At 34.2% G+C, this 15203-nt stretch carries 16 protein-coding genes; all 16 read left to right on the top strand.

All coding sequences use genetic code 11. From position 1 onward, the window contains the following. Positions 1 to 57 precede the first annotated feature (57 nt). The 16 genes from AC51AA_RS13355 to AC51AA_RS13430 all read left to right on the top strand — a co-directional run bounded on the left by AC51AA_RS13355 (position 58) and on the right by AC51AA_RS13430 (position 15180). Positions 58 to 1518 (top strand): DUF5687 family protein, encoded by a 1461-nt coding sequence (locus AC51AA_RS13355; protein WP_500702730.1) that lies wholly within the window; start codon positions 58 to 60, stop codon positions 1516 to 1518. A 107-nt stretch (positions 1519 to 1625) separates the two neighbouring features. Beyond that, a complete protein-coding gene (locus tag AC51AA_RS13360) occupies positions 1626 to 2321 on the top strand; it encodes an ABC transporter ATP-binding protein (protein WP_500702731.1) in 696 nt (231 codons plus the stop codon). A gap of 84 nt (positions 2322 to 2405) precedes the next feature. Next, positions 2406 to 5024 (top strand): type IX secretion system periplasmic lipoprotein PorW/SprE, encoded by a 2619-nt coding sequence (porW, locus tag AC51AA_RS13365; protein WP_500702732.1) that lies wholly within the window; start codon positions 2406 to 2408, stop codon positions 5022 to 5024. A gap of 2 nt (positions 5025 to 5026) precedes the next feature. After that, a complete protein-coding gene (locus AC51AA_RS13370) occupies positions 5027 to 5419 on the top strand; it encodes a bactofilin family protein (RefSeq protein WP_500702733.1) in 393 nt (130 codons plus the stop codon). Then, positions 5403 to 5624, top strand: coding sequence for an AtpZ/AtpI family protein (locus tag AC51AA_RS13375; protein ID WP_500702734.1), 222 nt, complete (start codon positions 5403 to 5405; stop codon positions 5622 to 5624). The genes AC51AA_RS13370 and AC51AA_RS13375 overlap by 17 nt, the downstream gene beginning before the upstream one ends. Continuing rightward, positions 5624 to 6007, top strand: coding sequence for a hypothetical protein (locus AC51AA_RS13380; RefSeq protein WP_500702735.1), 384 nt, complete (start codon positions 5624 to 5626; stop codon positions 6005 to 6007). Before AC51AA_RS13375 ends, AC51AA_RS13380 begins: the two co-directional genes overlap by 1 nt. Before the next feature lie 134 nt (positions 6008 to 6141). Beyond that, positions 6142 to 7317: a F0F1 ATP synthase subunit A gene (gene atpB / locus AC51AA_RS13385; protein ID WP_500702736.1), complete on the top strand. Its 1176-nt coding sequence runs from the start codon at positions 6142 to 6144 to the stop codon at positions 7315 to 7317. Between the two features lie 40 nt (positions 7318 to 7357). Next, positions 7358 to 7561, top strand: a complete 204-nt coding sequence (atpE, locus tag AC51AA_RS13390) for an ATP synthase F0 subunit C (protein ID WP_039113322.1) — start codon at positions 7358 to 7360, stop codon at positions 7559 to 7561. A gap of 82 nt (positions 7562 to 7643) precedes the next feature. Continuing rightward, positions 7644 to 8135, top strand: coding sequence for a F0F1 ATP synthase subunit B (locus tag AC51AA_RS13395; RefSeq protein WP_500702737.1), 492 nt, complete (start codon positions 7644 to 7646; stop codon positions 8133 to 8135). A 4-nt stretch (positions 8136 to 8139) separates the two neighbouring features. Next, positions 8140 to 8673, top strand: a complete 534-nt coding sequence (gene atpH / locus AC51AA_RS13400; RefSeq protein WP_500702738.1) for an ATP synthase F1 subunit delta — start codon at positions 8140 to 8142, stop codon at positions 8671 to 8673. 38 nt (positions 8674 to 8711) lie between these two features. Next, on the top strand, positions 8712 to 10289 hold the full coding sequence (gene atpA / locus AC51AA_RS13405; RefSeq protein ID WP_500702739.1) for a F0F1 ATP synthase subunit alpha: 1578 nt from the start codon (positions 8712 to 8714) through the stop codon (positions 10287 to 10289). A 91-nt stretch (positions 10290 to 10380) separates the two neighbouring features. Further along, complete coding sequence (atpG, locus tag AC51AA_RS13410) at positions 10381 to 11241, top strand: ATP synthase F1 subunit gamma (protein ID WP_500702740.1); 861 nt, start codon at positions 10381 to 10383, stop codon at positions 11239 to 11241. 287 nt (positions 11242 to 11528) lie between these two features. After that, positions 11529 to 11975, top strand: a complete 447-nt coding sequence (locus tag AC51AA_RS13415) for a GNAT family N-acetyltransferase (protein ID WP_500702741.1) — start codon at positions 11529 to 11531, stop codon at positions 11973 to 11975. 96 nt (positions 11976 to 12071) lie between these two features. Continuing rightward, positions 12072 to 13532: a lipopolysaccharide biosynthesis protein gene (locus AC51AA_RS13420; protein WP_500702742.1), complete on the top strand. Its 1461-nt coding sequence runs from the start codon at positions 12072 to 12074 to the stop codon at positions 13530 to 13532. 50 nt (positions 13533 to 13582) lie between these two features. Continuing rightward, the gene (gene dut, locus AC51AA_RS13425; RefSeq protein ID WP_500702743.1) at positions 13583 to 14017 is read left to right on the top strand and encodes a dUTP diphosphatase; all 435 of its coding nucleotides are present in this window, start codon (positions 13583 to 13585) and stop codon (positions 14015 to 14017) included. Between the two features lie 146 nt (positions 14018 to 14163). Next, a complete protein-coding gene (locus AC51AA_RS13430) occupies positions 14164 to 15180 on the top strand; it encodes a sugar phosphate nucleotidyltransferase (RefSeq protein WP_500702744.1) in 1017 nt (338 codons plus the stop codon). Positions 15181 to 15203 lie beyond the last annotated feature (23 nt).

The raw sequence follows: 15203 nt of genomic DNA on the forward strand, positions 1-15203 counted from the left end.
TTTTGTAACGTTTTCTTACATTTGATCACATACTACAAAACTCAAAACCAATTAACCATGATTAAAAAATTTATTTATCTCCAGTGGAAAGCTTTTACCCGATCAGCATCGTTTGGCAAAAATATGGCCATGAAAATTTTTATTGGCTTTTTTATGGTTTATTTCTCTGTTCTATTTGTGGCAACAGGAGTAGGCGCTTTCTATGTGCTTGAAAAAATGAATCTGGAGCCTTTGCAAACAGTCAATAAATTTTTGATCTATTATTTTTTATTCGACTTGGTGGTTCGATTGTTAATGCAAGCTATTCCAGTGTTAAACATTAAACCTTTGCTGGTGCTGCCTTTTAATAAGTCGACTATTGTTCATTTTTCCTTAGGTAAAACAGTTTTGTCTTATTTTAATTGGCTTCACGCGCTCTTCTTTGTGCCGTTCGCGGTAGTGTTGTTTATGGAAGGTTATGATGTGACGGGAATTATTTTTTGGCTATTGGCTATTTTCTCGCTAGTCTATATCAACAATTTCTTAAATATTATACTGAGTAATATCGATAAATTATTTGCTGTTTTCATTGTATTAGCGCTTGCTTTAGGTGCGGCCCAATATTATCACTTATTCGATATTACGGTTTTTACAGTACCCTTTTTTCAAGGTTTTTATGATACGAACGTGGTGTTTTTGATTCCTATAGTAGTGTTAATTGGTTTATATGGTTTTACCTATACCTATTTCAAAAGTAATTTATATTTAGATGCGGGACTTTCTACAAAAGATGCTGTGGCCGTAACGGAAAATCTTACCTGGTTGAATCAATTTGGAACAGTGGGGACCTTTCTTAAAAATGACATTAAGTTAATTAAAAGAAATAAAAGGTCTAAAACCACGCTGGTATTGAGTGCTGTCTTCTTGTTTTATGGATTTCTATTTTTTAAAAACACACAACAACCTGAGGTGATGCATATTTTTGCAGGCATATTTGTATCGGGAGGATTTTTGTTTGTTTTTGGTCAGTTTGTTCCCAGTTGGGACAGTTCCTATTATCAACTCATGATGACGCAAAACATTCCGTACCGCGGTTATATCACTTCAAAATGGTGGCTGATCGTGATTGCTACCATTGTTTCAACGATCCTGGCTTCGTTTTATCTTTTTTACGGATGGGAAGTTTATTTAATCATAGTTGTTGGTGCAATTTACAATATTGGAGTCAACTCACATCTGGTACTTTTAGGGGGGGCTTTTACCAAAACACCAATTGATTTAAGCTCATCAGGAGGAGCATTTGGTGATAAAAAGGCATTTAATGTAAGTGCCATGTTACTGACATTACCGAAAATTTTGCTGCCTTTAGCATTGTACGGTCTTGGACTTTATTTAGGAAATAAAACCATCGGCTTAGCCTTAGTGGCTGGGGTGGGTGTTTTAGGATTTGTCTTTAGAGATGTCGTTTTCTCTTTAATTGAGAAAAGATATAAAATAGAAAAATACAGTACCATTAGCGCGTACAAAGAAAAAAAATAAACGGATTAGAGTAGTGTTCAATTGAATAGTAGGTGAAAAAAAAGCTATTTAATTGATAATCAATAAACTAATTTAAATCATATTAATCAAGAAATAAACCAATAGAAATGATACAAGTAAATCAACTTTCAAAAAAATATAACGGAACAACAGTTTTAAATATTAACAATCTAGAAATTCCTAAAGGACAAAGCTTTGGATTAGTAGGGAATAACGGAGCAGGTAAAACAACTTTCTTCAGTCTTTTATTGGATCTGATTCAGCCTTCGACAGGCAATATTGTAAGTCATAATATTGAGGTTAATAGCAGTGAGAAATGGAAATCATTTACAGGATCTTTTTTAGACGAAAGCTTTTTGATCGGCTATTTAACACCAGAAGAATACTTTTATTTTATTGGCGATTTGCGTCATCAGAATAAGGCGGATATTGATGCTTTATTGGCTGAGCATGCTGAGTTTTTTAATGGAGAAATACTCAATAATAAAAAATATTTAAGAGATTTATCGAAGGGAAATCAGAAGAAAGTTGGGATTATTGCTACACTTATTGGTAATCCAGAAGTGGTTATTTTGGATGAGCCTTTTGCGAATTTGGATCCAACTACTGTGAGTCGATTGAAAAAAATAATCAAAGATTTGGCTGACAATCCTAATGTTACTGTACTAGTTTCTAGCCATGATTTGCAACATACAGTGGAAGTTTGTGATCGAATCGTGGCGCTTAACAAAGGGGAAGTAGTAAAAGATATTCAAACATCAAGGGAAACCCTACAAGAACTGGAATTGTTTTTTGCAGTATAAGTTTCTATAGTTTCGAAAAAGAAATGTATTTTTACAAGTCATTATACTAAAAATCCTTTTTAGAAGTTAAATGATTTAAACTGAATGCTATTGAAAAAGAATACTCTTAAATATAGTTTTTTTGTCGTGTTTTTATTCTTTTTGATAGCCTGTTCTACCAAGAAAAATACTTTTTTGTCGAGAAATTCTCATGCTTTAAGTACAAAATATAATATTTTGTATAATGGGGGTATTGGATTGGATAAGGGTTTAAAAGCGATTCAAGCTAACAATCAGGACAACTTTTGGGAAAGATTGCCTATTGAAAAAATGCAAATTGATGAGAATTTTTCAGTAGAAGATAAAGCTAAAAATCCAGATTTTGAATTGGCTGAAACCAAAGCGACAAAGGCTATTCAAAAGCACTCGATGAATATTGGTGGCAGGGAGAAAAACAGTCAAATTGACGAGGCTTATTTAATGCTGGGAAAAGCCAGGTATTACGATCAACGTTTTATACCGGCTTTGGAGGCATTCAATTATATTCTGTACAAATACCCCAATAGCAGCAACATTTATACGGCTAAAATTTGGCGTGAAAAAACCAATATGCGTTTAGGAAACGATGCTATTGTTTTAAAAAATATTAAACTGTTATTGAAAAATGCTGACCTTGATAAACAAACTTTTTCCGATGCTAACGCCTTATTAGCGGAAGCGTTTCTAAACTTAGAAGAAAAAGATAGTGCAGTAGGCAAACTTAAAATTGCTGAAGAATTCACTAAGGTTAACCAAGACAGAGCACGATACCGTTTTATTCTGGGGCAATTGTACCAGGAAGCAGGTAAGAAAGATAGTGCTATTTATTTTTATGACGCCGTGATCGATATGAATCGAAAAGCGGATCGGAAATACATGATGCATGCTTATGCACAAAAAGCACAACTTTTTGATTATGAAGGGGGCAATCAGGAATTGTTTGTAGAAACGTTTAACAAACTAAGCCGTGATCGTGAAAACAGACCCTATTTGGACATTCTCTTTTATGAAATGGGTGTCTTTTTTGATCACTATAAAGAGCAGGAGAATGCCTTGGAGTTTTATAATAAATCCCTAGCCAGAGATTCTAAAGATCCTTATTTAGTTGCTTCAACGTATCGAAATATAGGTAATATGTATTTTAAAAATACGGATTATACGATGGCTGCTAAATATTATGACAGTACATTGGTGCAATTAAATCCGAAAAGTAGGGAGTACGCTTTTATCGAAAAAAACAGAAAAAACCTGGACGATGTTATTAAATATGAAGGAATTGCCAAACGAAATGATAGCATTCTTAAGGTTTACGGATTAGGAGAAGCAGAACGAAAAATTTATTTTGAAAATTATATTGCTACGCTTAAAAAGAAAGACGAAGCAAAGCAGCTTTTAGAGGAAAAGGAAAAAGAGAAATTAGCCAACATAGATCGCAATAGCAAAGCCAATAGCGGTCCAACAGCCATAAACCCTCAGTCACTTGGAAAGAGTGATCCTGGTGTAGGCGCTTTTAATGTTCCAACAGGTAATGAACCCACCAGTACTTTTTACTTTTACAATCCCACAACGGTTGCTTATGGGAAATTGCAATTCAAGAAAATGTGGGGCAATAGAACTTTAGTAGGTAATTGGAGATTAGCAGGTTCAAAAGCAGCTACAACAGCGGCATTGAAGGATACTATTAATGATGGTCTCGATACCACAGCTATGGCGAAAGATACAGTAGTTGTAGAGCGTTATACCACGGAATTTTACGAAAAACAACTTCCAACTACACAGGCAGCAATTGATAGCATTACTATAGAACGCAATTTTGCTTACTATCAATTAGGACTTATTTATAAAGAAAAGTTTAAAGAATACCAGCTAGCTAGTGATAAATTAGAGCAGTTATTGGCTAACAAACCAGAGGATAAATTGATTTTACCGGCGATGTATAATTTGTACAAAATTTATCAAATTAGCAATCCAGCAAGAGCGGAAAGGATAAAGTCTGACATTACTGGCAGCTATCCAAATTCGAGATATGCCCAAATCTTAAGCAATACCCAAACAGAGGATGTAAGATCGCCTGAGAAAGAATACCAAAAATGGTACAAACTATATCAGGAAGAACAATTCAAGTCAGTTTTGGATAACATCGATCATTTGATCAATCAGTATGCGGGTGAAGAGATTGTTTCTAAATATGAATTATTAAAAGCCAATACTTTAGGAAAAGTGGAAGGTTTAGCGGCTTACAAAAAAGCTTTGGAGTCGGTGGCGGATAATTATCCCAATAGTGTAGAAGGTAAAAATGCAAGAGAAATTTTAGAGAAGCAAATACCAAGATTAGAAAAGCTTGACTTCACTGCAGTGGATGCTAGACAATGGAAAATCATTTATCCTATTAAAAGTGAGGATACGCAAACAGCCAAGCAAATTGAGGAGGTGATCAAAAGGTTTTTAATGGTAGAAAATTTTGAGAGTCTTACTATTTCGTTGGACAAGTATACTAAGACAGAAAGTTTTGTGGTTATTCATGGATTAAAATCCGAGGCATATGCCAGGGATGTGTCAGGAGTTTTACGAGAGGATAAAAAATATAGGATCGCAAACCCAGTAATCATTATTTCAAGTGATAATTATAAGGTAATTCAAATTAAGAAAAATATAGAAGCTTATTTAGCTCCTAAAACCCCATAATCATGTTTGATAAAGTTAAAAAAAACGGAACAGAACTTTTAGGAAAAACAAATAGAATAGTAGAAGGAACATCCATTATAGGTGATATTGTTTCTACAGCTGACTTTAGATTAGATGGTGAATTGATTGGGAATTTTACTTCTCAAGGAAAATTAGTTATCGGAGAATCGGGTAGCGTAAAAGGAGAAATTGCTTGTCATAATGCCGATATTGAAGGTTTGTTTCAAGGAAAAATAAAAGTTTTGGAAGTACTTAATATTAAAACCACAGCACGTATTCATGGGGAAGTGGCTGTCGGAAAACTTTCTATCGAACCAGGAGCTGATTTTACAGCGACATGCACCATGATCACCCATAATAAAGAAGTTACTGTAAAAGATGGAAAAAGAGCCTAACAATAATAAGGGGAATAAATGGTTGGCGCTAATCAATATTCCTTTTCAGATGGGAATAATTATTTTTATATTTTCTTATCTGGGTGTTTGGTTAGATGAAAAATATTCAAATGGAGGTTCTCTGTGGACCATTGTACTGTCCTTGTTTTCTGTTTTTTTATCCCTTTATAATGTAATTAGACAAGTTAAAAATTTAAATAAATAATGAATAAAACTATTGATTTTCTTAAGTATTTCGTTCCTTTTTCTATCGTATTATTGGTAGCACAATATTTTGTCATGGAAGCTTTATCTGACAAATTAAATTTTTTTTACTCCGTATGGAGTATTTATATCTTTAATATTATAGCCACAGTTGTGGTATACTTGCTGCTTATTTTTGTGAATAATAAAGCGGCCAACTATACAGGATTTGCTTTTCTTGGTGCCAGTTTTTTTAGAATGATGTTTGCTATTATTTTCTTGATTCCTTTGATAAAAGCAGGGGTTAAAAACCCGATAATTGATTTGGGTGCGTTTTTTATACCGTATTTTTTGTTTCTACTTTTTGAAACCTATTTTACAGTTCGCCTAATAAACAAAGGGTAACCCCCTTGATAATCAGTAAAGTGAGTATTAAAAATCTAAATATTAAAAATTACATCCATAAATTTTCAATTTTCAATTTAATATGTACCTTTGCAAAAAATTTTTGGAACCTAAAATTACATACAGTTTTAATAATGATAATTTCAAATAAACCAGTTCAGTACTTATTAGTTACCTTATTAGCACTTACGTCGTCGGTTAATTTCGCCTCAACTCCAGTTGATAGCGTTTCAACTCAGCACGAAAACGTAGAGTTAGCAGAAGGAAGTCATGCAGACACACAGGGTCATAAAGAAACTGTTCTTCAAAAAATTGAAGAAGATTTCAATGCTAGTGAATTGATCAATTCACACATTGGAGATTCCCATGATTTTCACATTGCTGATTGGGATGGTCATCCGATCTCTTTTAGTTTGCCAGTTATTTTATGGACTAAAAATGGATTAGAGATTTTTTCATCTGCAAAATTTCACCACGATAATGAAGGACATCATGTTATTGATGTTAACGGACAAAAATTAGTTCGTTATAAAGAAATCATTTTTTACGCGGATCAATTTGAACAAATGACTGATGTAGAAAAAAATAGTGGTGCATTTGCTTTTGGCAAAAGACCTTTAGATTTTTCTATCACAAAGAATGTTTTTTCAATGTTCATGTCTGCGATCATTTTATTTTTCTTGTTTTTTGCTGTAGCAAGATCATACAAGAAAAATCCAAAAGCACCAAAAGGATTAGCTGGTTTCTTGGAGCCACTAGTTACTTATGTTAGAGACGAAATCGCTATCCCAAATATTGGAGAAAAAAAATACGCTAAATACATGCCGTATCTTTTGACTATCTTTTTCTTTATCTGGATTAACAACTTGATCGGATTAATTCCATTCTTCCCATTCAGTTCTAACTTAACAGGAAATATCTACTTTACATTCGTAATGGCATTTATTACTTTTATTGTAACAACTTTAAGCGGAAACAAAAATTATTGGGGACATATTTTCAATACACCAGGAGTTCCTGTGTGGTTGGCTCCAATTATGATTCCTGTAGAAATTATCGGAATGCTTACTAAGCCATTTGCCTTGATGATTCGTTTGTTCGCAAACATCACTGCAGGTCACATTATCATTTTGAGTTTAGTTTCTTTGATCTTCATTTTCAAAACTGTTGCTATAGGTCCAGTGGCCGGAGCGTTCGTATTGTTCATGAGTGTTTTAGAAATGTTAGTTGCTGCTTTGCAAGCGTATGTATTTACATTGCTTTCAGCATTATTTATTGGTCAAGCTGTTGAAGAGCACGATCATCATTAATTAGAGTTTTATTAATTATTAACTATATAAATTTATTATTATGGTATTAGCTGGAATCGGAGCTGGATTAGCTGTAATTGGTGCAGGTCTTGGTATTGGAAAAATTGGTGGTTCTGCAATGGACGCTATTGCTCGTCAACCTGAGGCTGCTGGAAAAATCCAGACTGCTATGATTATTGCTGCTGCACTTATTGAAGGTGTTGCACTTTTCGCAGTAGTTGTTGCGTTAATCACAAACGCATAATTAAGATCTAAAACTTCCTGTAGCGGTTGGCTCCAGGAAGTTTTTTTAAAACAAGACAAACAATTTTTAAATATATAATGTTATGCAATTAACTTCACCAGAAAGTTTAATTTTTTGGACAACAATTATCTTTATTGTTTTCTTCATCCTTTTAGCAAAATTTGCTTGGAAACCTATTTTAGGGGCTGTAAAAAGTCGTGAGGAATCTATTAACGACGCTTTAGCAGCAGCTGAAGCAGCTCGTAGAGAAATGCAAAATCTAACGGCTGATAATGAGCGTATCTTAAAAGAAGCTCGTGCAGAACGTGATGCCATGTTAAAAGAAGCTCGTGAAATGAAAGAGCAAATTATTGCTGATTCTAAAAACGAAGCACAAGAGCAAGGTCAGAAATTGATCGCTCAAGCTAAAGCTGCAATCGAAAACGAGAAAAATGCTGCTATGGCTGAATTGAAATTAGAAGTTTCAACTTTATCATTAAGCATTGCTGAAAAGTTGTTGAAAAGTGAATTATCAAGCAATGAGTCTCAAGCTAAATTAGTTGAGAAAATGTTGGATGACGTAAAGTTAAACTAAGATTATGGCAAGTACAAGAGCAGCAATTCGTTATGCAAAAGCAATTCTAGACTTAGCAAACTCTAAAGGTGTTGCCGAAGCTGTAAATAACGATATGAAATCTATTGCTTTAGCTATAGATACGAATACTGAATTAAGTGCGTTTATCCAGAACCCAACAACAAAAGTTGAAGTTAAGGAAAGTGCCCTTTCAGAAATTTTCGCAGATGTAAATGGAGTAACTAAAGGGTTATTTCGTTTATTGTTTGAAAATAAAAGATTTGAAATTCTAGATACAATTGCAGTAGAATTCAATAGATTATTTGATGAGAGCAATGGAATTGAAGTAGCGACAGTTACAACAGCATTTGAGATGGATAGTAATTTAGAAGCTAAAGTTTTAGCTAAAATTGCAACTTTGTCAGATAAAAAAATAACGATTAAGAATATCATAGATGCTTCAATTATTGGAGGATTTATTTTAAGAATAGGAGATCAACAATACAATGCTTCTGTGGCAAACAGATTGCAAGTATTAAAAAGAGAGTTAAGTAATTAGTTTTATTACACATAAAAGTGTCTAAATTATAAATTAAGATGGCGGAAATCAAACCTGCTGAAATTTCAGCAATATTAAGAAAGCAAGTCGAAGGTTTTGAAACTGGTGCTACGCTAGAGGAAGTAGGAACGGTACTTCAAGTTGGAGACGGTATTGCTCGTATTTACGGGCTATCTAATGTACAATACGGTGAGTTAGTTGAATTTGAAAACGGACTTGAAGCTATTGTATTGAACCTTGAAGAAGACAATGTTGGTGTGGTACTTTTAGGACCATCAACTGGAATCAAAGAAGGATCAACAGCAAAAAGAACACAACGTATTGCTTCTCTTAAAGTAGGTGAGCAAATGGTAGGACGTGTAGTTAACACTCTAGGTTTTCCAATTGATGGAAAAGGACCAATCGGTGGAGACTTATACGAAATGCCTTTAGAAAGAAAAGCACCTGGTGTTATCTTCCGTCAGCCAGTTACTGAGCCATTACAAACAGGAATTAAAGCGGTAGATGCTATGATCCCAGTTGGTCGTGGACAACGTGAGCTTGTTATTGGTGACCGTCAAACAGGTAAATCAACTGTTTGTATCGATACCATCTTAAATCAAAAAGAATTCTACGATGCAGGAAAACCTGTATTTTGTATATATGTTGCAATTGGGCAAAAAGCTTCAACTGTAGCAGGAATTGCTAAAATGTTAGAAGAAAAAGGTGCAATGGCTTATACAGTTATTGTTGCAGCTAATGCTTCTGATCCAGCTCCAATGCAAGTTTATGCTCCTTTCGCAGGTGCTGCAATTGGTGAGTATTTTAGAGATTCAGGTCGTCCAGCACTTATTGTGTATGATGATTTATCTAAACAAGCTGTTGCTTACCGTGAGGTTTCTCTTTTATTAAGAAGACCACCGGGACGTGAGGCATACCCTGGAGACGTTTTCTACTTACACAGTAGATTATTAGAGCGTGCTTGTAAAGTAATTGCAGATAATGGAATTGCTAAAAACATGAACGACTTACCAGATTCTATCAAGTCTATCGTAAAAGGTGGTGGTTCATTAACTGCTTTACCAATTATCGAAACTCAAGCTGGTGACGTTTCTGCTTATATCCCAACAAACGTAATTTCGATTACAGATGGTCAAATTTTCCTTGATGGTGATTTGTTCAACTCTGGAGTTCGTCCTGCTATTAACGTAGGTATCTCTGTATCTCGTGTTGGAGGTAATGCTCAAATTAAATCAATGAAGAAAGTTTCTGGAACTTTAAAATTAGATCAAGCGCAATTCCGTGAATTGGAAGCGTTTGCTAAATTTGGTTCTGACTTAGATTCAGTTACTTTAAATGTAATTGAAAAAGGTAAAAGAAACGTTGAGATCTTGAAACAAGGATTAAATGATCCTTATACAGTAGAGAATCAAGTAGCTATTATTTATGCAGGTTCTAAAAACTTATTAAGAAACGTTCCTGTAAATAAAGTAAAAGAATTTGAAGCTGATTTCTTAGCTTACTTAAACAGCAAACATAAAGATACGCTTAACGCGTTGAAAGCTGGTAAGTTAGATGATAACATTACTGATGTTATTGAAAAAGTAGCAAAAGAAATTTCAGCAAAATATAACTAATTAGATAATTAGTAAATTAGGTAATTAGAGAATGTCATCAGATGCTTTCTAATTATCTAATTTTCAAATTGTCACATTTTCTAATTAACAAATGGCAAATTTAAAGGAAATCCGTAATAGAATTACTTCCGTTTCATCGACGATGCAAATTACATCGGCAATGAAAATGGTTTCTGCTGCAAAGCTTAAGAAAGCACAAGATGCAATCACTGCAATGCGCCCTTATGCCGAGAAATTAACAGAGTTGTTGCAAAACCTTTCTGCTACACTTGAAGGTGAAGTTGGAGGAGATTATACAACACAACGTGAAGTAAAAAAAGTATTGCTTGTAGCGATAACTTCAAATAGAGGTTTATGTGGTGCATTCAATACCAATGTAATTAAAGAGACTAAAAATCGTGCACTATATTATGCAGGAAAACAAGTAGATGTTTTTGCTATTGGTAAAAAAGGAAACGATGTCTTAAGTAAAACACATACAGTTCACGGTCATCATAATGCAATTTTTGATCATTTGACTTTTGATAATGTTGCTGGAATTGCTGAAAATTTGACTGAAAAATTCTTGTCTGGAGAATATGATAGAATTGAATTGATTTACAATCAATTTAAAAATGCTGCGACACAAATTGTACAAACTGAACAGTTTTTGCCTTTAGCACCAATTAAATCAGATAAACCAGTTACAGCAGGAGATTATATCTTTGAACCTTCAAAAGAAGAGATTGTATTGGCTTTGATTCCTAAATCATTGAAAACACAATTGTACAAAGGTATACGTGATTCATTTGCTTCAGAGCATGGAGCGCGTATGACAGCAATGCATAAAGCAACTGACAACGCAACTGAATTGAGAAACCAATTGAAATTGACTTACAATAAAGCTCGTCAAGCGGCTATTACAAACGAAATCTTAGAGATCGTAGGTGGTGCAGAAGCGTTAAACGGATAGTTTTATTTAAGAATATATAATAAAAGGAGAGCCAACAGTAGTTGGCTCTTTTTTTATGCCTCTATTTGTGGTAGTAGTAAGAGTTGTTCGCTGCTGTTTGTGGAAATAAATAGCTTTTGGTGCGCTAAGTCTGTAGATGAGTGTTACGCTATCTCTAGGCTATTATGATGAGAAGGGATGGGGGTGTAAAGGCTCAATTGGACAAGTGATCTTGCTATTGTGGGTAACAAATAATGTGGGTTGCAATGGAAAAAATTCAGTATTTTTGAAATCTATTTTTTACTATAATGAAACTACAAATCAAAGAACTTACTAGCGTAGAAGAAATGTTGGCTCAAATTGATACGATGCGATTTCTTTATCCCAAACTTTCACTAGAGAAATATGAGTGTTATCTTTCCCAAATGGTACCCCATAATTATATCCAGATTGGTGTTTTTGAAAATGATGTTTGTTTGGGAATTACGGGTTGTTGGTCTTCCACCAAATTGTGGACCGGGAAGTATTTGGAGATTGATAATTTCATAGTAAATCCTTCACAGAGATCTAAAGGAATTGGGAAATTGTTGACCGATTATGTCGAGCAAAAAGCTTTAGATTTAGAATGTAGTAGTATTGTTTTGGATGCCTTTACGGGTAATTTTGCAGCACATCGCTTTTATTACAACCAAGGATATGGCCCAAAAGGCTTTCATTTTGTTAAAATATTGGATGAAAAAAAGATAAGCCAGTAAAAATAGCGGTAAGTCTTTTTATTGAACGCGTAAAAACAAAAATAAACCAAAGAAATGGTTATTTTTGTCCTACAAACCTTATTACAAACATTTATTTTGGGATTATATAAAAATCTATTTAAACAAACGGCTATTTACGGGCTAGCAACGGTTTTACCTCGTATGCTAAGTTTTTTATTAGTGAGACTGTATACTGGAATATTACCAACTGCTGAGTATGGTGAAGTCTCGATTGTTTTGTCTTGGATGGTTTTCTTTAACGTTGTTCTTTCCTATGGAATGGAAACTGCTTTTTTTAGATTTTATAGCGCTGAAGAGGATAAGAAAAATGTAATTGCTACGGCTACGATTTCTATATTTTGGTCATCTATTATTTTTCTTTTTATCGCTTTGATTTTTAGAAATACCTTAGCAAGTCTTGCAGAAGTAGATGTGCAGTTTGTCACTTATTCCGTGTGGATTTTGGTGTTGGATGCCTTGGTTTTGGTTCCTTTTTCGAAACTACGAGCCAATCAAAGACCAAAGGTGTACGCGGCTATTAAAATTGGCAACGTGGTGATTAACTTGTTGCTCAATATATTCTTTTTAATGTATCTGCCTAAATTGGCTGCTGCAAATCCGAATTCGGTTTGGGATAATTTATACGTGGAAAATTTTCAGATCGCTTATATTTTCATCGCGAATTTGTTGGCAAGTTTAGCCACTTTTATAGTGCTTTCACCCAACTATCTTTCGTTGGGAAGGAAATTTGATCCAGTGCTTTGGAAAAAAATGATGCAGTATGGTCTGCCCATTTTGGTTGCTGGTTTGGCATTTGCGGTTAACGAGCATTTCGATAAAATTCTTTTAGGGTATTTGCTTCCTGAAAATTTAGCAAAATCTGAAGTGGGAGCGTATTCGGCTTGTTATAAGCTTGGTTTGTTTATGGTTTTGTTTGCAACGGCTTTTAGATTGGGAATTGAACCCTTCTTTTTTAGTCATGCTAAAAATGAAAATGCCCCCCAGACGTACGCTGTAATTACAAAATATTTTGTGATTTTGGGTTCGTTAATTTTATTAGGGGTTATTGTTTTTGCGGATCTTTTGAAATACCTTTTATTAGATAATAAATCGTATTGGGAAGCCATGAAAGTAGTACCGTTGATTATTTTGGCCAACTTCTTTTTAGGTATTTATAATAATTTATCGGTATGGTATAAATTGACCGATAAAACGAAAATAGGAGCCTATATCTCCATTGTTGGTGCGATCGTAACCTTGGTTTTAAATTATTATTTAATTCCAATATATAGTTATTATGGTTCAGCAATTGCGACGATCTCCGCGTACGGAAGTATGATGTTGATATCCTATGTTTTAGGAAATAAATACTATCCAATACCTTACGATATGAATAAGATTGGGGCTTACTTAGGAATTTCCATCGTATTTTCTGCTATATCTTTTTATGGGTTTAGAGAAAATTATTTTGTTGGAATCCCGTTATTATTAGGGTTTGTTTATTTTGTTTACCATAACGAAAAAGAAACCATCAAAGGAATTATGAATAAAAAGTAGGAGGATGGCTAGCCAGTTCTACTTGACATTTTAATGTTTTATATAGAAAAATGAGAATACAAATAATCAATAAATCGCAACACGATTTACCAAACTACGAAACTATTGCCTCTGCGGGAATGGATTTGCGCGCTAATTTAACGGAATCAATCACCTTAAGACCTTTAGAAAGAACGATTGTAAAAACAGGACTTTTTATTGAGTTGCCAATTGGTTATGAAGCACAAGTACGTCCTAGAAGTGGTTTAGCGGCTAAAAGAGGAATAACCGTTTTAAATTCTCCAGGAACTGTTGATGCAGATTATAGAGGTGAAATAGGGGTAATTTTAGTAAATTTATCAAATGAAGAATTTGTAATTGAAAATGGTGAACGAATAGCACAATTAATTATTGCCAAACACGAAAGAGCAGAATGGTTTGAAGTAACTGAACTTTCTCAAACATCAAGAGGTGAGGGTGGTTTTGGTAGTACAGGAGTGAAATAATTTTCACTTGTCTTTTTTATTAATCGGTTAACCTAGGGCATAGCTTAGAAAAAATAACTTAAATAATTTTTGCAAATACCCTTTGCATTTACATAAGAATCAAATTTAGAAGATGCTGAAATCTTCGATAAAAATATAAATTAAAAATGAAAATAATTGTTCCAATGGCGGGTCGAGGATCGAGACTTAGACCACATACTTTAACTGTTCCTAAACCATTAATTCCAGTTGCTGGAAAATCTATTGTGCATCGTTTGGTGGAGGATATTGCCAAAATTCTAAAGGAACCTATTGAAGAGGTTGCTTTTGTCTTAGGAGATCCTGCTTTTTTCGGAGATGATCTAGTGGAGAGTTTAGAAGAATTAGCCAACAGTCTTGGGGCAAAGGCTTCCATTTATCGTCAAGATTTGCCTTTGGGAACAGGGCATGCGATTATGTGTGCACAGGAATCTTTATCAGGGCCTGCGGTAATTGCTTATGCTGATACGCTTATTAGAGCCGATTTTGAATTAGATCCTGAAGCAGATGCAGTAATTTGGGTAAAACAAGTAGATCAGCCTGAGGCGTTCGGAGTTGTTAAATTAAATGAACGAAACGAAATCATAGAATTGGTTGAAAAACCTAAAGAATTTGTTAGTGATCTAGCCGTTATCGGTATCTATTATTTTAAAGAAGTTGAAGTCTTGAAAAAAGAACTTCAGTTGGTTTTGGATAATAACATTCAAAACGGTGGAGAATATCAGATCAATGATGGTATTAAGGCCATGATGGCAAACGGTAAAGTTTTTAAAACGGGAAGCGTTGACCAATGGATGGATTGTGGTAATAAAGACGTGACCGTTGAAACCAATACAAGAATGCTTGGGTTTTTACATAATGATGGAGAGCATTTAGTAGATTATGATGTGACACTTGACAACGCAACCATTATTCCGCCTTGTTATATTGGAGAAAATGTAGTGTTGAAAAACGCCACAGTTGGCCCAAATGTTTCGTTAGGAAAAGGATGTCATGTCATAGACAGTACAATCAAAAATAGTTTGGTACAAACCCATTCTCAAATAAAAAACGCCAATTTAGATAATGCAATGATCGGAAATCACGTTAGTTACGATGGTAAGTTTACCAGTATTAGCATCGGTGATTATTCGGTTTTGGAATAAAGTTATTATAGATTCGTTTTTGT

The organism is Flavobacterium sp. OHVDL-2026-0007, assembly GCF_059882335.1.